General features: G+C 70.0%; 19 protein-coding genes. 11 read left to right on the top strand and 8 right to left on the bottom strand.

Features of this window, described 5'->3' with window-relative positions:
* Positions 1–15: 15 nt before the first annotated feature.
* Both ACX93N_RS12545 and ACX93N_RS12540 read right to left on the bottom strand, forming a co-directional pair.
* Positions 16–2,451 (bottom strand): YbcC family protein, encoded by a 2,436-nt coding sequence (locus tag ACX93N_RS12545; protein WP_459428768.1) that lies wholly within the window; start codon positions 2,449–2,451, stop codon positions 16–18.
* Positions 2,448–3,989, bottom strand: a complete 1,542-nt coding sequence (locus ACX93N_RS12540; protein ID WP_459428767.1) for an NADH-quinone oxidoreductase subunit L — start codon at positions 3,987–3,989, stop codon at positions 2,448–2,450. The genes ACX93N_RS12545 and ACX93N_RS12540 overlap by 4 nt, the downstream gene beginning before the upstream one ends.
* 184 nt (positions 3,990–4,173) lie before the next feature.
* Here ACX93N_RS12540 and gmk point away from each other — a divergent pair, with 184 nt between their 5' ends.
* The 4 genes from gmk (at position 4,174) to ACX93N_RS12520 (ending at position 7,730) form a co-directional block, all read left to right on the top strand.
* Positions 4,174–4,794 carry a guanylate kinase gene (gmk, locus tag ACX93N_RS12535; RefSeq protein ID WP_459428766.1) on the top strand — a complete coding sequence of 207 codons (621 nt, stop codon included), beginning with the start codon at positions 4,174–4,176 and terminating at the stop codon, positions 4,792–4,794.
* A gap of 109 nt (positions 4,795–4,903) precedes the next feature.
* Positions 4,904–5,164 (top strand): DNA-directed RNA polymerase subunit omega, encoded by a 261-nt coding sequence (rpoZ, locus tag ACX93N_RS12530; protein ID WP_459428765.1) that lies wholly within the window; start codon positions 4,904–4,906, stop codon positions 5,162–5,164.
* 24 nt (positions 5,165–5,188) lie between these two features.
* Positions 5,189–7,309 carry a bifunctional GTP diphosphokinase/guanosine-3',5'-bis pyrophosphate 3'-pyrophosphohydrolase gene (spoT, locus tag ACX93N_RS12525; protein ID WP_459428764.1) on the top strand — a complete coding sequence of 707 codons (2,121 nt, stop codon included), beginning with the start codon at positions 5,189–5,191 and terminating at the stop codon, positions 7,307–7,309.
* A 37-nt stretch (positions 7,310–7,346) separates the two neighbouring features.
* Complete coding sequence (locus ACX93N_RS12520; RefSeq protein ID WP_459428763.1) at positions 7,347–7,730, top strand: RidA family protein; 384 nt, start codon at positions 7,347–7,349, stop codon at positions 7,728–7,730.
* Position 7,731: 1 nt separating this feature from the next.
* On the opposite strand, the gene ACX93N_RS12515 is transcribed toward ACX93N_RS12520, so the two are convergent.
* Positions 7,732–8,607 (bottom strand): Rossmann-fold NAD(P)-binding domain-containing protein, encoded by an 876-nt coding sequence (locus ACX93N_RS12515; protein WP_459428762.1) that lies wholly within the window; start codon positions 8,605–8,607, stop codon positions 7,732–7,734.
* A gap of 96 nt (positions 8,608–8,703) precedes the next feature.
* On the opposite strand from ACX93N_RS12515, the gene recG reads away from it, so the two are divergent.
* Positions 8,704–10,764 carry an ATP-dependent DNA helicase RecG gene (gene recG, locus ACX93N_RS12510; protein WP_459428782.1) on the top strand — a complete coding sequence of 687 codons (2,061 nt, stop codon included), beginning with the start codon at positions 8,704–8,706 and terminating at the stop codon, positions 10,762–10,764.
* 2 nt (positions 10,765–10,766) lie between these two features.
* Here recG and ACX93N_RS12505 read toward each other — a convergent pair whose 3' ends face one another.
* Positions 10,767–12,137 (bottom strand): FAD-dependent oxidoreductase, encoded by a 1,371-nt coding sequence (locus ACX93N_RS12505; protein ID WP_459428761.1) that lies wholly within the window; start codon positions 12,135–12,137, stop codon positions 10,767–10,769.
* Positions 12,138–12,295: 158 nt separating this feature from the next.
* Between ACX93N_RS12505 and ACX93N_RS12500 the strand changes: the two genes are divergently transcribed.
* From ACX93N_RS12500 to ACX93N_RS12490, 3 genes are read left to right on the top strand one after another with little or no spacing between them, the layout of a single operon-like run.
* Positions 12,296–12,913, top strand: coding sequence for a chorismate--pyruvate lyase family protein (locus ACX93N_RS12500; RefSeq protein ID WP_459428760.1), 618 nt, complete (start codon positions 12,296–12,298; stop codon positions 12,911–12,913).
* Positions 12,914–12,934: 21 nt separating this feature from the next.
* Entirely contained in the window at positions 12,935–13,816 is an 882-nt protein-coding gene (gene ubiA, locus ACX93N_RS12495; protein WP_459428781.1) for a 4-hydroxybenzoate octaprenyltransferase, read from the top strand.
* A 15-nt stretch (positions 13,817–13,831) separates the two neighbouring features.
* Positions 13,832–14,986, top strand: coding sequence for a GNAT family N-acetyltransferase (locus ACX93N_RS12490; protein WP_459428759.1), 1,155 nt, complete (start codon positions 13,832–13,834; stop codon positions 14,984–14,986).
* 3 nt (positions 14,987–14,989) lie between these two features.
* Here the strand turns inward: ACX93N_RS12490 and ACX93N_RS12485 are convergent, their stop codons facing one another.
* From ACX93N_RS12485 to yaaA, 3 genes are read right to left on the bottom strand one after another with little or no spacing between them, the layout of a single operon-like run.
* Positions 14,990–15,583 (bottom strand): DUF938 domain-containing protein, encoded by a 594-nt coding sequence (locus ACX93N_RS12485; protein ID WP_459428758.1) that lies wholly within the window; start codon positions 15,581–15,583, stop codon positions 14,990–14,992.
* 7 nt (positions 15,584–15,590) lie between these two features.
* Positions 15,591–17,057, bottom strand: a complete 1,467-nt coding sequence (locus tag ACX93N_RS12480; protein ID WP_459428757.1) for a flavin-containing monooxygenase — start codon at positions 17,055–17,057, stop codon at positions 15,591–15,593.
* Between the two features lie 22 nt (positions 17,058–17,079).
* Entirely contained in the window at positions 17,080–17,856 is a 777-nt protein-coding gene (yaaA, locus tag ACX93N_RS12475) for a peroxide stress protein YaaA (RefSeq protein WP_459428756.1), read from the bottom strand.
* 111 nt (positions 17,857–17,967) lie between these two features.
* On the opposite strand from yaaA, the gene ACX93N_RS12470 reads away from it, so the two are divergent.
* Genes ACX93N_RS12470 through ACX93N_RS12460 form a run of 3 tightly spaced genes read left to right on the top strand, consistent with a single transcriptional unit; the run spans position 17,968 to position 20,260 of the window.
* Positions 17,968–18,483 (top strand): TRAP transporter small permease subunit, encoded by a 516-nt coding sequence (locus ACX93N_RS12470; RefSeq protein WP_459428755.1) that lies wholly within the window; start codon positions 17,968–17,970, stop codon positions 18,481–18,483.
* Positions 18,483–19,847, top strand: a complete 1,365-nt coding sequence (locus tag ACX93N_RS12465) for a TRAP transporter large permease (RefSeq protein ID WP_459428754.1) — start codon at positions 18,483–18,485, stop codon at positions 19,845–19,847. Before ACX93N_RS12470 ends, ACX93N_RS12465 begins: the two co-directional genes overlap by 1 nt.
* Before the next feature lie 20 nt (positions 19,848–19,867).
* Positions 19,868–20,260 carry an acyl-CoA thioesterase gene (locus ACX93N_RS12460; protein WP_459428753.1) on the top strand — a complete coding sequence of 131 codons (393 nt, stop codon included), beginning with the start codon at positions 19,868–19,870 and terminating at the stop codon, positions 20,258–20,260.
* On the opposite strand, the gene ACX93N_RS12455 is transcribed toward ACX93N_RS12460, so the two are convergent.
* On the bottom strand, positions 20,261–21,436 hold the full coding sequence (locus ACX93N_RS12455) for a TRAP transporter substrate-binding protein (protein WP_459428752.1): 1,176 nt from the start codon (positions 21,434–21,436) through the stop codon (positions 20,261–20,263).
* Between the last annotated feature and the right edge of the window lie 30 nt (positions 21,437–21,466).

Genomic DNA, 21,466 nt, shown 5'->3' with positions numbered 1-21,466 from the left:
TAAAGAACCCCTGGCTTAAGCCGCCGCCGACGCCTCCGAAGACGCGGCGACAGACCACCGGCCGCGATAGAGGCGCTGGATCTCGCCGGCCTCGTCGTCGAGGCGGAAGAGGTAGAGCCACTCGTTGTCGATGAGCTGGCGGACGACCTCATGCTTGTCGGCGATGGCGGCGATCGCCTCCGCCGGGGCGTCGAGGTAGACCGAGAGGCGCAGCGGGGGGTGGACCCAGTCCTCGCCGTCGTGGACCGACTGCAGCGGCAGGCCGATGCGCAGGTCGCCGCCGTTGCCCTCGAAGACCCCGAGATTGCCGCCCACCACGTTGTGCAGCACCTTATTGCCCGAACCGTAGCGGCTCGGGTCCGTGACCGAGGCGTTGTACTGCATGTTGATCCAGTGCGTGACCACCATCGGCGCGGTCATGATCAGCTCGAGCACCGGGTAGCCGTTCTCCGCGTCGGCGCGCCAGTCGTAGTCGTGCAGGAAGCTGCGTCCGCCGAGATCGAGGTGGCGGCTGCGGCTGCGCGGCGCCACGATGAAGCAGGCGTTGCCCGCGAGCCCCCACTCCGGGCGCACCTGCGACCAGTCCCGGCTGCGCGCCGGCAGGGCCCTGTCGCTGCGCGCCGGGGAGACGCCGAGGGCGGGCGCGCGCTCGCGCCGGGTGGCGGCGCTGGCCGCGGCGATCCAGTCGGCGAGCGGCGCGCCCGTGTCCGGAAGCGCCTCCAGGAGCTTCAGCTCGTCCGTGGTCGTGTCGTGCAGCGTGGGCAAGAAGCGCGTGTCCCCGGGGATGGTGATGCCGTGGTCAGCGGCAAGGTGCGCGCGCACTTCGCTGTCGTTGAGCACCTGGGCGAGGACGCGCACGTTGACCTCGCCGGTCTGTCCGCAGCAGGCGCCGCAGTCCAGGCCCGCGGCATGCGGGTTGTTGCGGGTACTGCTGCCGTGGCCGGCGAGCAGGACCACCGGGGCGAAACGGTCCGTGAGGGTCATGGCGCCGAGCACGCCGGCGACCAGCCCGGCCTGCGCCGCCGCGTCGAGGGCCGCGCCGTCCTGGCGCAGCTCGAAGCGCCCGCCGTGGCCGCAGAGTTCGTTCACCGGGTGCACCGGGTCGGCGCCGGCGAAACTCTCGCGGAGCAGGCGCAGAGCGTAGCCGATACCTGCAGCTTCGACGAAGCCGAAGGCCGCCGGTGCCTTCTTGCCCACCGCCTCCCAGCGCGCCCGCCGGTTGAGGCCCTGGCTGCGCGCCTTCACCCGGTCCGCATCCTCCGCCTCCACCACGGTGATGGCCGAGGGCAGCAGCCCCGGCAGCTGGGGGCGCTCGTAGGCACTGCCCGCCGGCGCGTAGGCGATGGGCAGGCCGAAGAAACCGGCGAAACCGAGCGTCTGGATCGAGGGGTCCTGGTCTTCCAGCGCCCGCCGGTAGACCTCGGAGCGCACGTCGATGCAGAACACCGCCTGCAGCGACGGGCGCGCCACGGCAGCAGCCGCGGGCACCGGGGCGAGGAGACTGTCGTGCAGCGAGCCCTGGAAGGCGAGCTCGGCGGCGCGCTGCCAGGTCCAGGCCGGGCGCTGGGCATCGCGGTGCTGGCGCAGCAGCTCCGGCAGGCGCTCGAACTGCTGCCGCCACTGGCGGCGGACGATGGCGGCGGTTTCTGCGTGCTGCTCGGCGTGATGGCGCCAGAGCACCAGCTCCCAGGCGAGACGGACCGCGAGCAGGGAGGGCATGCGGTCGTCCTCGCCGCCGGCGAGGTTCGCCTGCCAGCGCAGGTAAGCCACCCAGGACGCCCAGCCGTTGACCTCCAGCAACAGGGCATGGAAGTAATCCTCGGCCAGTTCCGCGCCCAGCTCGAAGGCCTCGGCTGCCGCCTGGAACAGCGCATCCTCGTCGTCCGGCAGGGCCTCGAACTGCCGGTGCAGCCCGCGCTCCCCCATCATGATCTCGATGCCGCGATCGTTGCGCACCGCGTCCAGCCAGGCGCCGTACAGCCCGGCCCCCGGCACCGCCGGCAGGGGCGTGTCACCGCTGAAGAAGCTGGCGCAGAACTGGCTGATCTGGTGCACGATTTCGTCGTGCCAGCTCACCTGCCGCTCCAGGTCCCGGGTGCCGTCCACCTGGTCGCTGAAGTTGTGCCAGTGCGCCAGCTGGTCGCCGCCGTCAAGCCAGGCCAGCAGCGCCTTCTCGTCCAGGTCGACACCGGATTCGGCCGCCGTCGCGGCGAGGTGCTCGAAGCGGATCTCCCGCTGCCAGTGTGCGCGGTACCAGTTCCGGGGCATGAGGCATTCGACCTGGCCGAGCGCCGCCAGCCGGGCCGATACCGCCGAGAGTGACTGGTCGCGCATTTCCCACCAGGGGTTCACGGCGATCAGCTGATCCAGGGGCCAGGTCGGGGCGATGCGCTCGCCGGCGTTGCGGGCAGCGTCCCGCAGGGCCGCGGCGCGAAGGTCGTCAGTGCTCATCGGCTTGCCTCCAATTGCTTGATTGTAAGTACTTGCTTGCTGGTGGCGCGCAGCGGCAGCTGGGCCGGCCAGATGGCAAGGGTGACCCGCGTAGCCCACTCATCGAGGTAGAAGCCGGCGTAGAGATTGCGGTAGAGCCGGCGCGACAGGGCACTGTCGGGGCGGCATCGCAGCAGCCAGTAGGCGCCGAGGAGTCCGAGGAACAGGGCTGCGCACCAGAGCGTGGCCGGGAGCCCGGGGGCCGCGGTGGCGGGCGCCAGGGCCGTGAACACGGACTTCTGCAGGAAATAGGCGACCGCGAGACCGCCCGCCACCGCCAGCGCGCGCAGCGCCGAGCCCCGCACCAGCAGGCTGCCGCGCTCGCTGACCAGCATCAGGACAACCAGGGCGAAGAGCAGCCAGAGGCTCGCATCGGGCGCCAGAAGACCGGTGACGGCGAGGGCGGCGAAGAGCCCGACGGCTGCGAGGATGAACAGTGGCGCGACGGCGGCCGCAGCCTCGGCTGGCGGCGCCAGGCGCTGCTGCAGGTAGGCCTCGACCTGGCCGCCGGCCGCGAGGAAGCAGTAGGCCTTATAGCAGGAATGGGCGACGAGGTGGAGCAGGGCGAGGCCGTACTGGCCGAGCGCACACTCCACCAGCATGAGGCCCATCTGCGCCACGGTGGACCAGGCCAGCAGGACCTTGATGCTGACCCGGGTCATGGTGATCAGGGCGGCGATCACGCAGGTGAGGCCCGCGACCACCAGCAGCAGGGCCTTGGCCGGGGCCGCCAGGGCCAGCAGCGGCGCCATGAGCAGCAGCAGGTAGCCGCCGAGGTTGATGATCCCCGCATGGAGCAGGGCGGAAACCGGCGTCGGCGCCTCGACGACCTGGATCAGCCAGCCGTGCACGGGGAACTGGGCGCACTTGACCATCGCCGCGCTGGCGATCAGCAGCGCGGCAAGCTGCTCGCGGACACCGAGAGCAACGCCCGGATCACTGTAGGCGGCCAGCATGCCGTCGATGGCGAGCGTGCCGTGCTCGAGGTAGAGCAGGCAGCCGGCGGCCGCGAGGCAGAGCTCGGCAAGGCGGGCGAAGAGAAACTTCTTGTGCGCCGCGAGTGCCGCGCGCTTGCGCTCCGGGTAGAACATCAGCAGCTGGTGCAGGCTCAGGCTGATGCCTGCCCAGGCGAGGAGCAGCACGAGGTAGTGGTTGGTGGTGACGACGACCGCGACACAGGCCAGGGTGACCTGCAGCCAGCGCTGGAAACGGGCCTGCCCCGCGTCACCGTCCAGGTAGTGAGTGGAGAACCGGGCCACGACGAGACCGATGAACGCGACGAGGGAAAGCACGATGCTGTTCACCGGTTCGTGCAGGAACCAGCCCGAGACCGGGTCCGGCGCGAGGTCGAGGGCCAGCGCCAGGGCCAGGGCCAGCGCGTTGCCGCCCTGCAGCAGTTTCCAGCCGGCGCGGGGCGCGGCGAAACCGGCCAGCCCGGCGGCCAGCAGGTACACGGTAGGGACGAGCAAGAAAGCGAGATCCGTCCAGTTTCCAGTCATGGGGCACCTCCCGGTAGTGAGTGGGGCGCAGTATCGGGGGGGCGACAAATTCTGTAAAATAGATATTTGGAAAACTTACGTTCTTTTTTGATTATGTATCGAGCTGCCGGTCAACCGGCGATTGAAACCCGGCCCCGGCTGGCATACCTTAGCGGCCCCGGGACGCAGGCGACGGAACGAGAGCATGAGCACGGCCACCGGCACCCTCTTCACGATTTCCGCGCCCAGCGGGGCCGGCAAGACCAGCCTCGTCGAGGCCCTGGTTGCCCGGGTGCCGGCACTCACGGTCTCCGTTTCACACACCACGCGCCCGCAGCGCCGCGGCGAGGTGGACGGCGTGAACTATCACTTCGTGGAGCCGGACATCTTCCAGGCAATGCTCGGCGAAGGCGCCTTCCTCGAGCACGCCGAGGTCTTCGGCAACTGCTACGGCACGTCCCAGGCCTGGGTGCAGGAGCGCCTCCGCGCCGGCACGGATGTGATCCTCGAGATCGACTGGCAGGGCGCGCAGCAGGTGAAGCGGCTCATGCCGGAAACCAGCTCCATCTTCATCCTGCCGCCGTCCCGGGAAACGCTGCACGAGCGGCTGACGGCCCGCGGCCAGGACGACCCCGAGACCATCGCCCGGCGCATGGACCAAGCCGTGGCCGAGATGTCGCACTACGTGGAGTACGACTACCTCGTGTTCAACGACGACTTCGAGCGCGCCCTGGACGAGCTCGCCGCCATCGTGCAGAGCTGCCGCCTGCGCACCCGCGCCCAGAGCGAACGCCACGCCGACACCCTCGCGCGGCTTCTAGCCTGAGGCACTCGCGAGCAGCGCTTGCCCCGGGGGCGGCAGGCTCCTGTATACTATGCCGTTACCCGGCGCCCGCGCGCGCCGAACTACAGTTTGACCAGGAAGCCCGATAGCCATGGCACGTGTAACCGTAGAAGATTGCCTCGAGAGCGTGGAAAACCGCTTCGAACTCGTCATGCTGGCCAGCAAGCGCGCCCGCCAGATCGCGACGGGGGGCAAGGACCCGCTGGTCCAGGAAGAATCCGACAAGCCGACCGTCATCGCCCTGCGCGAGATTGCCGAGGGCCTGGTGACCGGTGACATGCTGGCGCGCGAGGATGAGCTCGATGCCGAGGAAGAACTCGCCGAAGTCATGGGTGCCAGCGAGAGCTTCTGATCCCGCCGTGATCGCGGGGGCGTGATGCAGACCATCGACGCCCTCGATGCCACCCTGCGCAGCTATCTCGAAGCGGACCAGACCCGCCAGGTCCGGCGCGCCTATTACTTCGCCGAACAGGCACACTACGGCCAGACGCGCCGCAGCGGCGAGCCCTACGTTACCCATCCGCTCGCCGTCGCCAACATCCTCGCCGGCATGCACATGGACCACCAGAGCCTCATGGCCGCCATGCTGCACGACGTCATCGAGGATACCGGCATCAACAAGGCGGCCATCGGTCGCCAGTTCGGCGATGCCGTGGCCGAGCTCGTCGACGGCGTCAGCAAACTCACGCAGATGGAGTTCGAGAGCCTCGAGGAGAAGCAGGCCGAGAACTTCCAGAAGATGGCCCTGGCCATGGCCCGGGACATCCGCGTCATCCTCGTCAAGCTCGCCGACCGGCTGCACAACATGCGCACCCTGGGCGTGCTGCCCACCGACAAGGCCCGGCGCATCGCCCGCGAGACCCTGGACATCTATGCGCCCATCGCCATGCGCCTGGGCATGAATGCCGTGCGCATGGAGTTCGAGGACCTCGGCTTCTCGGCGCTGTACCCGATGCGCGCCCGGCGGATCGAGGCGGCCGTGCGCAAGGCCCGGGGCAACCGCAAGGAGCTGGTGGAGAAGATCCGCCACCAGATCGAGTCGACCCTGCGCCAGGAAGGACACGACGCGGAGGTGATCGGCCGCGAGAAACACCTCTACAGCATCTACCAGAAGATGCGGTCGAAAAATAAGTCCTTCTCCGAGATCATGGACATCTACGCCTTCCGCATCATCGTCGACTCCGTCGACACCTGCTACCGGGTGCTCGGCTGCATGCACAACCTCTACAAGCCCGTGCCCGGCGAATTCACGGACTACATCGCCATCCCGAAGGCCAACGGCTACCAGTCCCTGCACACGGTGACCAAGGGCATGCACGGCGTGCCCATCGAGATCCAGATACGCACCCGCGAGATGGAGGACATGGCCAACAACGGCATCGCCGCGCACTGGCTCTACAAAAGCGACGCGGGCACTGCCGGCGGCACCCATGCCCGCGCCCGGGAATGGGTGCAGGGGCTGCTCGAGATGCAGCAGCGGGCCGGCAATTCGCTGGAGTTCATCGAGCACGTCAAGATCGACCTGTTCCCGGACGAGATCTACGTGTTCACACCGAAGGGGCGCATTCTCGAGCTGCCCCGGGGCGCCACGGCGGTGGACTTCGCCTACGCCGTGCACACGGACCTCGGCAACCGCTGCGTCGCCTGCCGCATCAACCGGCGCCTCGCGCCGCTTTCGGAACCGCTGCAGAGCGGCCAGACCGTCGAGGTGCTCACGGCCGCGGGCGCGCGGCCGAACCCCTCCTGGTTCAATTACACCGTCACCGCCAAGGCACGCACGAACATCCGCCACTTCCTGAAGAACCAGACCCGGGACGACTCCGTGGCCCTCGGCCGGCGCCTCCTCGACAAGGTCCTGGGGGATGCCGAGAGCGCCCTCGAGGAACTCGATGAAAGCGCCGTGGCGACCTACCTGGCACACAACGGCTACGACGGCATGGACGACCTCCTCGAGGACATCGCCCGCGGCAAACGGCTGCCGGCCGTGGTGGCGCAGCAACTCCTCGGCGGCGGCGAGGAGGCGGCGCCGAAGCGGCGCGAGGAGGGCGGTGGTGCGCCGCTCGCCATCCGTGGCACGGAGGGCTTCATGGTGTCCTACGCCCGCTGCTGCCGCCCCCTGCCCGGCGACCCGATCGCCGGCTACCTGAGCTCCGAGCGCGGCGTGGTGGTACACCGGGAGGCCTGCCGCAACCTCGCCGAGATGCGGGAAAAGCCCGAGCGGCTCATCCCCCTGCGCTGGGACGACAACGTGGAAGGGGAGTTCCCCGCGGAGCTGCGTATCGAGGTGGAGAACCGCCGCGGCACCATCGCCATTATCGCCACGCGCATCAACAGCATGGGCGTGAACATCGAGAAGATCTCCACCGAGGACAAGGACTACCAGTTCACCTACGTGGACCTGGAACTGCAGGTGAACAACCGCGTTCACCTCGCGCGCATCATGCGCCGGCTGCGCGGCATTGCCACCGTGCGCCGGGTCATGCGTATCACCAACTAACGTCACCGACGAGCGTTACCGACAGAAGGACAGGACCATGACCAACCGCGCCGTGATCTCCACCGACCGGGCGCCCGCCGCCATCGGCCCCTACTCCCAGGCTGTGAAGGTGGGCAACATCGCCTGGCTCTCGGGCCAGATTCCCCTGGACCCCGGCACCATGGAACTGGTCGAGGGCGGCATCGACGCGCAGACGCGCCAGGTCTTCCGCAACCTCGCCGCCGTCGCCGAGGCAGCCGGCGGCGGCCTCGACGACGCCGTGAAGCTCAATATCTCGCTGACGGATCTCGGCGACTTCGCGACCGTCAACGGCATCATGGAGGAGTTCTTCAAGGCGCCCTACCCGGCCCGGGCCTGCGTGCAGGTCGCGGCGCTGCCGAAAGGGGCCGCCATTGAGGTCGAGGCCCAGCTCGCCCTCTAGCCTAGTCCTCCGCCGCGAGCGCCGCGGCGTAACCCGCCCTGTAATCGGGATAGCGCAGCCGGTACCCGCTCTCGTGCAGGCGCCGGTTGCGGATGCGCTTGTGGCCCCGGGACAGGGCCCGGGCATCGTAGCGGCGCTCGCTTTCCGGCACCCCCAGCTGCTCCGCCAGCCACGCTTCCACCGTCGCCTGGGGCACGGGCAGATCGTCCACCACGTTGCAGGCCGGGGCGAGGGCGCTGCTCCCCGCGGCGGCTGCCAGCAGGTGGGCGAGAAAGCCGCCGACATCGTCGCGGTGGATGCGGTTGCTGTAGTGCACCGGGGTCGGCGGGCAGAGGCTGCCGCTTGCGACCCGGCGCTGCAGGAAGCCGTCGGCACCGCCGTAGATGCCCGCACAGCGCAGGCGGGCGACCGGCGCGACGGCCGCCAGGGTGTCCTCCGCCGCGACGATCTGTGCCGCCGCCGGGTCCGTGTCCCGCGTCGCCAGGGGGCTCGTCTCATCCACCCAGCCGCCGTTTTTCTCCGCGTAGACACGCGTGCTGGAGACAAGGAGCAGCTGCCGTGGCGGGCGCGCCGCGAGGCCCTCGGCAAGATAGCGCGCGGCGTCTGCAAAACCCCGGCGGTAGCCCGCCTCGTCCCGGCCGCGGGGCTTGAAGGTCGTGACCACGAAATCCGGCGCCAGCGCCGCGACCCGCGGGGCGACCGCCGGGTCTGCGTAATCGCCGGCCAGCCCCTCGAAGACGGGCGGCAGGGCGTCGACGTCGCGGCGCAGTCCCACCAGCCTGGCGCCGGCCAGGGGGCCCGCCGGACCGGCGGAGAGCGCGGCAGCACAGCGCGCCGCCAGGTCCCCGGCGCCCACGAACAGCACCGTGGCGCTCACGCGAGGGCTCCCGGCCGCTGGCGATGACCCCAGGCGGGATTCGCCATGCGACAATGGCAGCGCACAGCGGCGGCGGGCGTGGCAAGACAGACTGGCATGGCATCAATAGTAGCGCAGGAACTGACCGGCTTGCGCGGCGTGGGGCCGAAGCTGGCCGCCCGCCTGGCGGCCTACGGCATCGAGCGGGTCGAGGACCTGCTGTTCCACTTCCCCCTGCGCTACCAGGACCGCACCCGCGTGACCCCCATCGGCGGCCTCGTCGAGGGCAGCGAGGCCGTGGTCGAGGGCGAGGTGCGCGGCGCCGACGTCACCTTCGGCCGCCGGCGCAGCCTGCTGGTCGTGCTCCAGGACGGTACCGGTACGCTGACGCTGCGCTTCTTCCATTTCAGCAACGCGCAGAAGCATGCGCTGCGCCCCGGCGTGCGCCTGCGCTGCTTCGGCCAGGTGCGGGCCGGGCCGCGTGGCGCCGAGCTCGTGCACCCGGAGTACCGGGCCCTGGGGCCCGAACCCGCGCCGGTCGAGGACCGGCTCACGCCGATCTACCCCACCACCGAGGGCATCGGCCAGCAGCAGTGGCGGAAGCTCTGCAGCCAGGCGGTGGCCCTGCTCACGCGGCAGCCGCCGGAGGACCTCCTCGCCGGCATCGACGATGCCGGCTACACGCTCGCCGATGCCATCGCCTACCTGCACGCGCCGCCGGCCGGCGCGGCGCTCGACGCCCTGCAGGATGGCCGCCACCCGGCGCAGCTGCGCCTCGCCCGGGAAGAACTGCTCGCCCACCACCTTTCCCTCCGCCACCTGCGAGCAAAGGAACGCGAGTACCGCGCACCCGCGATGGCACCCGACAGCACGGGTCTGCGCGACTTCCTGGCGCGGCTGCCCTTCGCACCCACGGGCGCCCAGGAGCGGGTCATGGCGGAGATCGCCGCGGACCTCGCCAGCGAAGCGCCGATGCTGCGCCTGGTGCAGGGCGACGTCGGCTCCGGCAAGACGCTGGTAGCCGCCGCCGCGGCCCGGCAGGCCATCGCCGCGGGCTACCAGGTGGCGATCATGGCGCCCACGGAACTGCTGGCCGAGCAACACCGGGCCAACTTCGCCGGCTGGTTCGCGGACGAACCGGTCGCCATCGCCTGGCTCAGCGGACGCGTGAAGGGCGCGGCGCGGCGCGAGGCCCTGGCCGCCATCGGCGACGGCAGCGCGGACCTCGTGGTCGGGACCCACGCCCTGTTCCAGGACGCCGTGTCCTTCGCCCGCCTCGGCCTGCTCATCGTCGACGAGCAGCACCGTTTTGGCGTGCACCAGCGCCTGTCCCTGAAAGACAAGGCGGCGGACTGGCGGCCGCACCAGCTGGTGATGACCGCCACGCCGATCCCGCGCACCCTGTCCATGGTCGCCTACGCGGACCTCGACTGCTCGGTGATCGACGAGCTGCCCCCGGGGCGCAAGCCGGTGAACACGGTGCTGGTGGACAGCGCCCGGCGGGGCACGGTGATCGAGCGTGTCGCCCGCGCCTGCGCAGACGGCCGCCAGGCCTACTGGGTCTGCACGCTCGTGGAGGAGAGCGACATGCTGCAGGCACAGGCGGCGGAGGCGACCTACGAGGAGCTGACCGCGGGCCTGCCCGGGCTGCGGGTGGGCCTGGTGCACGGCAGGCTGCCGGCGGCGCAGAAGGCCGACGTCATGGCCGCCTTCAAGGCCGGGGACTGCGACCTGCTGGTGGCGACCACGGTGATCGAGGTCGGCGTGGACGTGCCCCGGGCCAGCCTGATGGTCATCGAGAACCCGGAGCGGCTCGGCCTCGCGCAGTTGCACCAGCTCCGTGGCCGGGTCGGCCGCGGCAGCGCCGCGAGCCACTGCGTGCTGCTCTACCAGTCACCGCTCTCGGCAAACGGCAGGGAACGGCTGCAGGCGCTGCGGGAGAGCAACGACGGGTTCTTCATCGCCCGCAAGGACCTGGCGCTGCGCGGCCCCGGGGAGGTGCTGGGCACGCGGCAGACCGGCCTCATGGACTTCCGCGTGGCGCGGCTGCCGGCGCACGAGGACCTGCTCGATGCGGTCCAGGCGCAGGCCCGGGCGCTCTCGGAGCGCTACCCGCAGCGGGTAGCGCCGCTCATCGAGCGCTGGACCGGCTCCCGGCAGGTCTTCGCCGGGGTCTAGCCTCAGGCCAGGATCGGCGGGAGGGCCTTCTGCAGCGCGATCTTCTCGCGGATAGCCTCGCCGGTCAGGGCGAAGCCCTTGAGCTCGCCGGCGCCGTCCCGGAACTCGCAGCGCACGCTGGTGCCGTCGGCGTCGATCTGCCACTCACCCGCCGCGCCCGCCGGTGGCGGCGCCACGACCACCGGGCAGGTCGGCGTCTTGATGGTCACGGGCATCGCCGGGTAGCTCACCGCCGTCCGCTCGCCGGTAAGCGTCTTGCCGAGGGCCCGGGCGGCCGCCATGAGCGGCGCCACGTAGACGAGCACATGGCCCTCCACCTCGGCGCAGTCGCCGAGCGCGTAGACGTTCGGCGCCGAGGTCTCGAGGTAGCGGTTGGCGACCACACCGCGATTGGTAGCCAGCCCCGCGGCCCGGGCGAGTTCCGTGCGCGGGCGCACGCCGACCGCGGACACGACCAGGTCCGCGGCGATCGTCTCACCGTTGTCCAGGGTAACTTCCACGCCGCCATCGACCCTGTTCACCGCCGTGGCCAGCGCCCCGAAGTGGAACACCGCGCCCTGCTCGGCAAGGGCCGCCTGCACGGCCTTGCCGGCGGTTTCCGGCAGCAGCGTCGGCAGGCAGTAGCCCAGCGGATCGACCACCTCAACCCCGAAACCGCCGTTGAGGAGATCATTGGTGAACTCGCAGCCGATGAGGCCACCGCCGATGATGCACACGCGCCGGGCGTTGTTCTCGGCCATGGCCGCGCGGAAGTCGGCGTAGTCCATGAGATCATTCACGGAGTAGACGTAGTCGAGGCCGTCGCCCGCCAGCGGCGGCTCGATAACCGTAGAGCCCACGGCCAGCACAAGCTTGCCGTAGTGGATCATGGTGGCGTCCTCGCCGACGTGGAGAACCTGCTTTTCCGTGTCGATCTCGTTGACCTTCGTGTGGGTCCAGACCTTGGCGTCGAGCTGCGTGCCCATGCCGCCCGCATCCTGCTGGGCGAGGTCGTCGGCGCCGGTATTCTTGGTGTAGCCCGTGGACAGCATGGGCTTGGAGTAGGAGCGACCGTCGTCGGCGGTGATGAGAATCACCGGGGTCTCGCTGTCGTAGCGGCGGATCTCCCGGGCGAGCCCGTAGCCGGCAAGGCCGGTGCCGATGATCACGATCGGCGCGTGCTCCCGGTCCGCCCCGGCCTCCTGGTGGTGCGGGGTCTCCTCGACCGGCGACTCCTCGAGCAGCTCGAAGTCCTCCTTGCCGACACCGCAGTCCGGACAGAGCCAGTCCTCGGGCACATCCTCCCAGCGCGTACCCGGCGGGATGTCATCGTCGGGCCAGCCCTCGGCCTCGTCATAGACCAGCCCGCAGACGATACATTCCCACTTGCTCATAGCGATCCTCCTGGCAACCACCCCGGGGGCGGAAAAGCGACCACTATAAATTGGCGCGGGGAATGTGCAAGAGCGCCGGCCCCGTCGCGCAGCACCGCGACCTTGCATGCGCCCGCGTTCTGGCGCATCCTCCCGCCTCTTCCCGTACAGCGACCCCCGTGACCCGAGTGCCGCCCGACAGCTCCGCCGATCCGGCCTGGCGCAGCCCCGACGATCCGCGGCTCGCCGGGCTCCACGGCCTGCGCCACTGGCTCCTGGACGACGGCTCCCTGACCCGCCGCCTCGTGGACAGCGGCGGCGCCTTCCGCGTGCAGCGGCTGAGCCAGCGCTGGGCCATTCCCCGGGCCAGCGAGCGGCGCGTCCTGGCAACCGGCCTGCGCCAGCGTGCCCTGGTCCGCGAGGTCGCCCTGCGCCTCGATGACGAGGCGGTGGTCTTCGCCCGCAGCGTGTTCCCCTACGCCAGCCTCGGCGGCCGCCTGGCGCACCTGCGCAAGCTCCAGGGCAGCTCCCTGGGGGCGATCCTGTTCGGCGCCCCGGACATGCGCCGCAGTCCCTTCCAGGTGGCCCTGCTCGATGGCGACAGCCGCTACCTGCCCCCCGCGCTGCGCCAGCACCGCCCGGCCTGGGCCCGGCGCTCGGTCTTCCGCCTCCACGGCCAGCGGCTGCTGGTGAGCGAGGTCTTCCTGGCGCCCTTCCGCCCCTGGGCGCCGGGGCCGGGCCTGGAGCGGGGCTGGCGGCGCCGCGTCAGCCCTGCAATTCTGCCCGCAACGCAGTAAGCTTTCATCCCCATGACGACCATGAGCCAATCCTCACCCGGCAAGGCCACTGCGCTGCTGCAGCTGATCCGCTGGGACCGGCCCATCGGCACACTGCTGCTGCTCTGGCCAACCCTGTGGGCCTTGTGGATCGCGGCGGAGGGCCTGCCGGACCTGCACCTGCTGGTGATCTTCAGCGTCGGCACCTTCCTCATGCGCTCCGCCGGCTGCATCATCAACGACCTCGCCGACCGCAACTTCGACGGCGGGGTCACGCGGACCCGGGAGCGGCCCCTGGTCACCGGGCGGGTCTCCGTAAACGAGGCCGTCGGCCTGTTCTGCGTCCTCTGCCTGCTCGCCTTCGGTCTCGTCCTGCTGACCAACCGGCTGACGGTGATGCTCTCCGTGCCCGCGCTCCTGCTGGCATCGACCTACCCCTTCATGAAGCGCTACACGCACTTCCCGCAGATCGTCCTCGGCCTCGCCTTTTCCTGCGCCATCCCCATGGCCTTCGCCGCGCAGCGCGGCGAACTGCCGCCGGCCCTGTGGCTCCTGTTCACCGCCAACGTGCTCTGGACCGTGGTCTACGACACCAAGTACGCCATGGTCGACCGGCGCGACGACCTGCAGGTCGGCATCAAGAGTACGGCGGTGCTCTTCGGCGATGCGGACCGCACCATCATCGCCATGCTGCAGCTGCTCTGCCTCGCCGCCCTCTACCTCGCCGGGGAGCGCTTCGGCCTCGGCGCCTGCTACAACGCCAGCCTGCTTGTGACCGCCGGGCTGTTCGGCTATCACCTGTACCTCATCCGCCACCAGGACGAGGCCGCGTGCTTCCACGCCTTCCTGCACAACCGCTGGGTCGGCCTGACGGTCTTCCTCGGCATCGCCGCCGATTACGCCCTGCCGGCCCTTACCGGCTGACGGACGCAGACCGCCGTGGCTGAGTTCGCGCTGCAGGCCCTCGCCAGCCTGGAGGCCCTGCCGGCGGCAGCCTGGGATGGTCTCGGCACGGTCGGCTACCCCTTCCTGCGCCACGATTTCCTGCGCGGCCTGGAAGCGACCGGCTGCACCACCGCCGAGAGCGGGTGGCAGCCGTGCCACCTGGTGCTCCGCGACGGCGAGGCGGTGGAGGCCGCGGCGCCGGGCTACCTGAAAGGCCACTCCTACGGCGAGTACGTCTTCGACTGGGCCTGGGCGGACGCCTGGCGGCGCATGGGCCTTCAGTACTACCCCAAGCTGGTGACGGCCATTCCCTTCACCCCGGCAACGGGGCCGCGGCTCCTGTGCCGCCCCGGCGTGGATGAGGCCGGCGCCTGGGCCGCGCTGCTGGAGGGTGTGAAGCAGCTTGCCGGGCGGCGCGGCCTGTCCTCCTGGCACATCCTTTTCCCGGAGCCGGAAACAGCCGCCATCCTGGACGGGCTGGGCCTGGCCACCCGCCACGCGGTGCAGTTCCACTGGTTCAACCGCGGCTACGGGGATTTCGACGACTTCCTCGCGACCTTTGCCAGCCGCAAGCGCAAGGCCCTGCGCCGCGAGCGCCGGCGCGTCGCCGAGCAGGGGCTGACCCTGCGCACGCTCACCGGGCCGGAGATCCGGCCCGCGGACTGGGCGACCTTCCACCGCTTCTACCAGCTCACCTACGCCAAGCGCAGTGGCCACGGCGGCTACCTCACACGCGAATTCTTCACGGAAGTGGCACCGCGCCTCGGCGATCAGGTGGTGATGGTGCTCGCCGGGCACGGCGGCCGCGACGTCGCCGGCGCCCTCTACTTCCGCGGCGAGGACGCCCTATACGGCCGCTACTGGGGCTGCGAGGAAGAGTTCGACTGCCTCCACTTCGAGGCCTGCTACTACCGCGGGATCGACTACTGCATCGCCGAGGGCATCGCCCGCTTCGACCCCGGTGCCCAGGGCGAGCACAAGATCCAGCGCGGCTTCGAGCCCATCCACACCCGTTCCAGCCACTGGATCGCCGAGCCCGCCCTGGCCGACGCGGTGGCCGCCTTCACCCGGGAGGAACTGGACCACGTCGAGGCCTACCGGCGGGAAGCGGCAAAGCTGCTGCCCTTCCGGGCCGACGGCGCGGGCTGAGGCTCAGCTGCGGGTCCAGCGCAGCAGGCGGTTGTTAGCCGGCATGGCGTGGTCCGCCGCGAGGGCAAAGCCCGCGCCGGCGGCCAGCGCGTCCACCGCCTCGAAGTCACGGATGGCACTGTGCGGGGAGCGTGCCGCCAGCCACTGGTCGAACTGCGCGTTGCTGTCAGACGTGTAGCGCCCGCTGTAGTTGAAGGGACCGTAGATCGCCAGCACCGTCCCCGGGGCGGCGGCCGCCAGTGCCTCGAAAAGGGCCTCCGTCGCTTCCCAGGGCATGATGTGCAGCGTGTTGGCGGTGAACACGCCGTCCGGCACGGGCACGGGCCAGGGCCGCTCGCAAACGTCCAGCGCGAGTGGGGCCTCGAGGTTCGGCGCGGGAAAGGCATGGCAGCGCGGCTCGAGGAAGGCGAGGGCGTCGGGGTGCTCGGTGGGCTGCCAGCGCAGCCACGGCAGGGCGGTGGCGAAGGCGGTGGCGTGCTGGCCCGTGCCGGCGCCGATCTCGAGCACTGCCGTACAGGCAGCGAAGGCCTCCCGGAGCACCGCCAGGATCGGCTCCCGGTTGTTCTCCGAGGCCTGGGAGTAGGGGAGGTCTTCCACGGGTTCCTCAGGCCATGTCGAAGTCGGCGAAGTCCGGCCCGCGCATGTGCCACCAGTAGGCCGCGGTGGACCGGGGCCAGTTGTTGCTGATACGGCCCTCGGCATCCTTGTACCAGCTGTCGCAGTCGGACGCCCAGACGGTCTGCGCCAGTTCGCCCTGCATGCGGTCGTTGTAGGCCCGCTGCACGCCGGGATTCACCTCCAGGCGCCTGAGGTCGTGGACCAGCAGCTTGTCGATGCAGGCGGCCACGTAGCGGCACTGCCGCTCCACCATGAAGATGATGGAGTTGCTGCCGAGGTTGGTGTTCGGCCCGTAGAGCATGAAGAAATTCGGGAAGCCCGCGGTGCAGACCCCCCGGTAGGCTTCCTCGCCGCCGGCCCAGGCCTCGGCAAGGGTGCGGCCGCCGCGGCCGACGAACTCGACCTGGCCCTGCATCGGGTGGGTCTGGAAGCCGGTGCCATAGATGATCACGTCCACTGGGCGGTCCTGCCCGTCGGCCGTGCGCACCCCCTGTGCGCCGATGCCCTCGATGGGCGAGGTGACCAGCTCCACGGTACTGCGCCGGAAGGCACCGTAGTAGTCGTCGGAGAACAGGATGCGCTTGCAGCCGATGCGGTAGTCCGGGGTCAGCGCCCGGCGCAGCGCGGGGTCATCGAGCTCTTCCTCGAGGAACTGCCGGCTCTTGCGCTCCAGCAGGGCCCGGGTGATGCGGCTGTTGCTGCGCAGCACCGGGTACAGGATCCACTCGCCGCGCAGCCAGACCAGCAGCCGGGCCAGCTTCTGCGCCAGCGGCAGGCGGGCGAACAGGGACTTCTCCCAGTCGTGGTAGGCGCGGTCGCCGCGGCGCACGATGTAATTGGGGCTGCGCTGGTAGACGTAAAGCTGCGCCGCCTCCCGGGCGACCGGCGGAATGAACTGGATGGCGCTGGCCGCCGTGCCGATAACCGCCACCCGCTTGCCCGCCAGGGACAGGTCGTGGTTCCAGCGCGCCGAATGGAAACTCTCGCCCCCGAAGCGTTCCGCCTCCGGGAACGGGGGCGTGAAAGGCACGTTGAGCTGACCAAGGCCGCTGACCAGCGCCCGCGCCGACAGGCGCTCGCCACTCTCGAGCTCTACATGCCAGCGGTCGTCGTCGCCGAATTCCGCCCGCCGGACCGCCGTGGACAGGCGCAGGTGCGGGCGCAGGCCGAAGCGCTCGGCCGTATCCTCGAAATAGGCGCGGATCTCGTCGTGCGGCGCGTGCAGGCGCGACCAGTCAGGCTTCGGCGCGAAGGAGTAGCTGTACAGCACCGAGGGCACGTCGCAGCAGGCCCCCGGGTAGCTGTTGTCGTACCAGGTGCCGCCCACGGCGGGCGATTTCTCGAGGATGACGAAGTCGCGGATGCCCCGCCTGAGCAGGGCGATACCCATGCACAGGCCGGACATGCCGGCGCCGATGATGATGACCTGGTGGCTGTTCTCGTTATCTGCCACGAAACCTCCCTGTCAGGGCCCCTCAGGGAGGAGCGTCACGGGTAAAGACCAACTCCCGCGCGGTGGACTCCTCAGGACGGTAGCGGTAGCCGGCCACGTCGAAGTCCTTGAGCGCTTCCGGGTCATTGAGCTCATTGTCGATGATGTAGCGGGCCATCTGGCCACGCGCCTTCTTGGCGTAAAAGGAGATGATCCTGTACTTGCCGTTCTTCAGGTCCTTGAACACGGGGGTTACCACCTCGGCGTCGAGGGCCTTCGGCTGCACCGCCTTGAAATACTCGTTGGAGGCGAGGTTCACCAGCACCCGGGTGCCGCTCTTGCCGAGCTGCCGGTCCAGGCTCCGCGTGATGCGATCGCCCCAGAACGCGTACAGGTTGGCGCCGCCGCGGTTGGCAAACTTGAGGCCCATCTCGAGGCGGTAGGGCTGCATCAGGTCGAGGGGGCGCAGGAGGCCGTAGAGCCCGGAGAGGATGCGCAGGTGCTTCTGGGCGAAGGCGAGGCCGGCGCTGTCGAGGGTCTCGGCCTCCAGCCCCATGTAGACATCGCCGCGGAACGCGAGGACCGCCTGCTTGGCGTTGTCGAGGTCGAAGGGCGGCGCCCAGTTCATGAAGCGTTCGTGGTTGAGCTCGGCGATGGTCTCGCTCACCCCCATGAGCTCCCGGATGGCCTCGGGGCTAAGGCCGCGGGCGTCTTCCACGAGCTCCGCCGCGGCATCGAGGAACGCCGGCTGCGTGGCCCGGCGTGTCGTCGGCGCGGTCTCGAAGTCGAGGGTCTTGGCGGGCGAGATCACGGTGAGCATGGAAGCCTCCCTGGGACTGGCTTGGCGGTAGCGCGGAGCGCCAACACGGGGCCGCGGCAGCAGCGCGCTATGATACCCTTCGCGCGAATAATCAAAAAGGACCACCCCGCCATGACCCGGGTGCGCCGGCTCGTGCAGCTCATCGATGCCTTTACCGGGACCTGCGGCCACGCCCTCGCCTGGCTGGTCGCGGCCATGGCGCTGCTCACGGCCGCGGTGGTGCTCATGCGCTACGGTCTCGAGCTGGGGTCCATCGCCGCGCAGGAAGCGGTCACCTACCTCCATGCCTCCGTGTTCATGCTCGGCGCCGCCTACGCCCTGAAGAACGGCGCCCACGTGCGCGTGGACATCTTCTACCAGCGTTTTTCGCCGCGCGCCCGGGCCTGGGTCGACAGCCTCGGCGGCATCGTGTTCCTGCTGCCGCTGTGCGCCGTGATCGGCTTAAGCAGCGTCGATTTCGTCGCCCAGGCCTGGGCCGTGCACGAGACCTCGGCGGACGCGGGGGGCATCCCCGCCGTGTTCCTGCTGAAGACCCTGCTGCCGCTCATGGCGGCGAACCTGGCCCTCCAGGGCGTGGCCGAGATCCTGCGCAACGCACTCACGCTCGCCGGGGACACGACGCCCTGATGGACGGGACCATCGCCCTGTGGCTGTTCGCGGCCGTCTGCCTGCTGCTCATGCTCGGCTACCCGGTGGCCTTTACGCTCGCCGGCACCGCGCTGGCCTTCGCCGCCGGCGGCATCATCGCCGGCGTCTTCGACGCGGCCTTCCTCTCCGCCCTGCCCGGCCGGCTCTTCGGCACCATGAGCAACACCACGCTCATCGCGGTGCCCCTGTTCGTACTCATGGGCGTCATCCTCGAGAAGTCGAAGGTCGCCGAGGAACTTCTCGACAACATGGCGCACCTCCTCGGCGGCGTGCGCGGGGGGCTCGCCCTGTCCGTGGTCCTCGTCGGCATGCTGCTGGCCGCGAGCACCGGCATCGTCGGCGCCACCGTGGTGACCATGGGGCTGCTGTCGCTGCCGAGCATGCTCCGCGCAGGCTACAGCCCGGCCATCGCCACCGGGACCATCTGCGCCACCGGCACCCTCGGCCAGATCATCCCGCCGTCCATCGCCCTCGTACTCCTCGGCGACATCCTCTCCAGCGCCTACCAGCAGGCGCAGCTGCGCATGAACGTGTTCAGCCCGGACACGGTCTCCGTCGGTGACCTGTTCATGGGCGCGATCATCCCGGGCCTCCTCCTGGTCGCGCTGTACATGGTCTTCCTGCTGCTGGTCGCCTGGCTGCGGCCGGGACTCATGCCCGCCGGCAGGCGGGAGCCGGTGGACACGCTCGCCTTCCTGCGCGGCCTGGTGCCCCCGCTGGCGCTCATTGCCGTGGTCCTCGGCTCCATCCTTGCCGGCGCGGCAACCCCCACGGAGGCGGCCGGTGTCGGCGCCGTGGGCGCCTGGCTGCTGGCCCTGGCCAAGGGCGAGATGCCCCTTCACCGGCTGCGCGCCGTGCTTCGCAACACGCTGGAAATCACCGCCATGGTGTTCATGATCCTGGTCGGCGCGGCCGTGTTCTCGCTGGTGTTCCGCGGCTTCGGCGGCGAAGAACTGATCCACGCCTTCCTGACAGACCTGCCCGGCGGCGTCTTCGGCGCGACCCTCTTCGTGATGGTGCTGATCTTCCTCCTCGGTTTCATTCTCGACTTCATCGAGATCACCTTCGTGGTCGTCCCCATCGTCGGCCCGGTGCTGCTGATGATGGGGCTGGACCCGGTCTGGCTCGGCATCATGATCGCCATCAACCTGCAGACCTCCTTCCTCACACCGCCCTTCGGCTTCGCGCTCTTCTACCTGCGCGGCGTGGCAGCGGACCAGGTGCCCACGGGCGCGATCTACCGCGGCGTGATACCCTTTATCGCGATTCAGCTGATCGTGATCGCCGCCCTCTGGCGCTGGCCGGAGCTGGCCACCTGGCTCCCGGCGGCGCTCACGGACTAACGCTGGAAACGGGAACTGCCATGAACGACATCGATTCCACGCCGACTCCCCAGGGCGAACTGGCACTGCAGACCATCGCCATGCCGAAGGACACCAACGCCGAGGGCGACATCTTCGGCGGCTGGCTCCTGTCGCAGATGGACCTGGCCGGCGCCATCGCCGCGCGCGAGGTCGCCGGCGGCCGGGTGGCGACGGTGGCGATCGAGGGCATGGCCTTCATCACGCCGGTGCACGTGGGCGCCGTGGTGTCCTGCTACTGCGACGTGATCGAGATAGGCCGTAGTTCCATCCGCATCGTGGTCGAGGTGTGGATCGACTCCCCGCACGACGGCGATCCCATCAAGGTGACCGAGGGTGAGTTCGTCTTCGTCGCCATCGACGACAAGCGGCGCACCCGCACCATCACGCGCTAGCTACTCTGCCGGCTCCGCCGCCCGGCGCACGGGGTCTCCAAGGACCTGCGTGCGGGCGTTGATGTAGGCCTGCTCGGAAATGCCGTGGTAGGCGCGTACCGCATCGAGGAACTCACGGTAGGAGGCGTAGACCTTGCGCGCCATGGGATCCCCCGCCACCAGGCGGGCCATGACCTCCTCGCTTTTCTCCTGCAGCAGCGCGAGCACGTCGTCCGGCAGGCGCCGCAGCTGCACGTTGTGCTCGTCGAGCAGGGTCTCGAGCGAGGCATTGTTGCGGGCCGTGAACTCGTCGAGCATGTCCTGGTTGGTGGCCCGGGCCGCGTCGCGGACGATGGCCCTTAAGTCTGCCGGGAGGGCCGCCAGGGCGTCGGCGTTGACGATGAACTCGAGCATGGCCCCGGGCTCGTGCCAGCCGGGGTAGTAGTAGTACTCGGCGACCTCGTGCAGGCCGAGGGCGAGGTCGTTGTAGGGGCCGACCCATTCGACGGCATCGATGACGCCGGTCTGCATGGAGGTATAGACCTCGCCGCCGGGGATGTTGACGGCCGTGCCGCCTGCGGCCGTGAAGACCTCGCCCGCCAGCCCCGGGATACGCATCTTCAGGCCGCGCAGGTCGGCCGTGGAGTTGATCTCGCGGTTGAACCAGCCGGCCATCTGCACGCCCGTGCTGCCGCCGGCGAAGGGCACGACGCCGAAGGGCGCGTAGGTCTCGCGCCAGAGCGCCTCGCCGCCGCCGTAGTGCAGCCAGCCGTTCATTTCCTGCGCCGTCATGCCGAAGGGCACCGCCGTGAAGAAGACCGCGGCGGGAATCTTGCCCTTCCAGTAATAGGAGGCGCCGTGGCCTATCTCGGCAACACCCCCGGACACCGCGTCGAACACCCCGAGGGCCGGAACGATCTCGCCGGCACCGTAGACCCGCACCGTGAGCCGGCCGTCGCTCAGTTCGCGGACGAGCCGGGCGAAGGTCTCCGGCGCCGTGCCGAGGCCGGGCAGGTTCTTCGGCCAGGTCGTGACCAGCTTCCACTCGAAACGCTCGCCGCTGCCGGCGCCGGGCCCGCCGGCCAGCACGCGGCCATCGCCGGCGCGCTCCGCGGCCCAGAAGCCGACGACCGCGACGAGGGCGGCGGTGAGCAGGAGGATGACGAGGGGCTGGACCTTGCTGGGGCTCGGGTTCACGGTTGCGGGCCTGCGCCTGTGGTTATTGTT

Source organism: Pseudohaliea sp., assembly GCF_054552115.1.
This window is presented reverse-complemented; position numbering and strand designations above follow the sequence as displayed.

What these genes read in the sequence shown, in the direction of transcription:
- gmk (WP_459428766.1), top strand. Translation starts at nt 4,174, where the DNA reads ATGAGCACGGCCACCGGCACCCTCTTCACGATTTCCGCGCCCAGCGGG.
- yaaA (WP_459428756.1), bottom strand. Translation starts at nt 17,856, where the DNA reads ATGCTCACCGTGATCTCGCCCGCCAAGACCCTCGACTTCGAGACCGCG.
- ACX93N_RS12470 (WP_459428755.1), top strand. Translation starts at nt 17,968, where the DNA reads ATGACCCGGGTGCGCCGGCTCGTGCAGCTCATCGATGCCTTTACCGGG.
- ubiA (WP_459428781.1), top strand. Translation starts at nt 12,935, where the DNA reads ATGAGCCAATCCTCACCCGGCAAGGCCACTGCGCTGCTGCAGCTGATC.
- ACX93N_RS12520 (WP_459428763.1), top strand. Translation starts at nt 7,347, where the DNA reads ATGACCAACCGCGCCGTGATCTCCACCGACCGGGCGCCCGCCGCCATC.
- rpoZ (WP_459428765.1), top strand. Translation starts at nt 4,904, where the DNA reads ATGGCACGTGTAACCGTAGAAGATTGCCTCGAGAGCGTGGAAAACCGC.
- ACX93N_RS12465 (WP_459428754.1), top strand. Translation starts at nt 18,483, where the DNA reads ATGGACGGGACCATCGCCCTGTGGCTGTTCGCGGCCGTCTGCCTGCTG.
- spoT (WP_459428764.1), top strand. Translation starts at nt 5,189, where the DNA reads ATGCAGACCATCGACGCCCTCGATGCCACCCTGCGCAGCTATCTCGAA.
- ACX93N_RS12505 (WP_459428761.1), bottom strand. Translation starts at nt 12,137, where the DNA reads ATGAGCAAGTGGGAATGTATCGTCTGCGGGCTGGTCTATGACGAGGCC.
- ACX93N_RS12545 (WP_459428768.1), bottom strand. Translation starts at nt 2,451, where the DNA reads ATGAGCACTGACGACCTTCGCGCCGCGGCCCTGCGGGACGCTGCCCGC.
- recG (WP_459428782.1), top strand. Translation starts at nt 8,704, where the DNA reads ATGGCATCAATAGTAGCGCAGGAACTGACCGGCTTGCGCGGCGTGGGG.
- ACX93N_RS12460 (WP_459428753.1), top strand. Translation starts at nt 19,868, where the DNA reads ATGAACGACATCGATTCCACGCCGACTCCCCAGGGCGAACTGGCACTG.
- ACX93N_RS12540 (WP_459428767.1), bottom strand. Translation starts at nt 3,989, where the DNA reads ATGACTGGAAACTGGACGGATCTCGCTTTCTTGCTCGTCCCTACCGTG.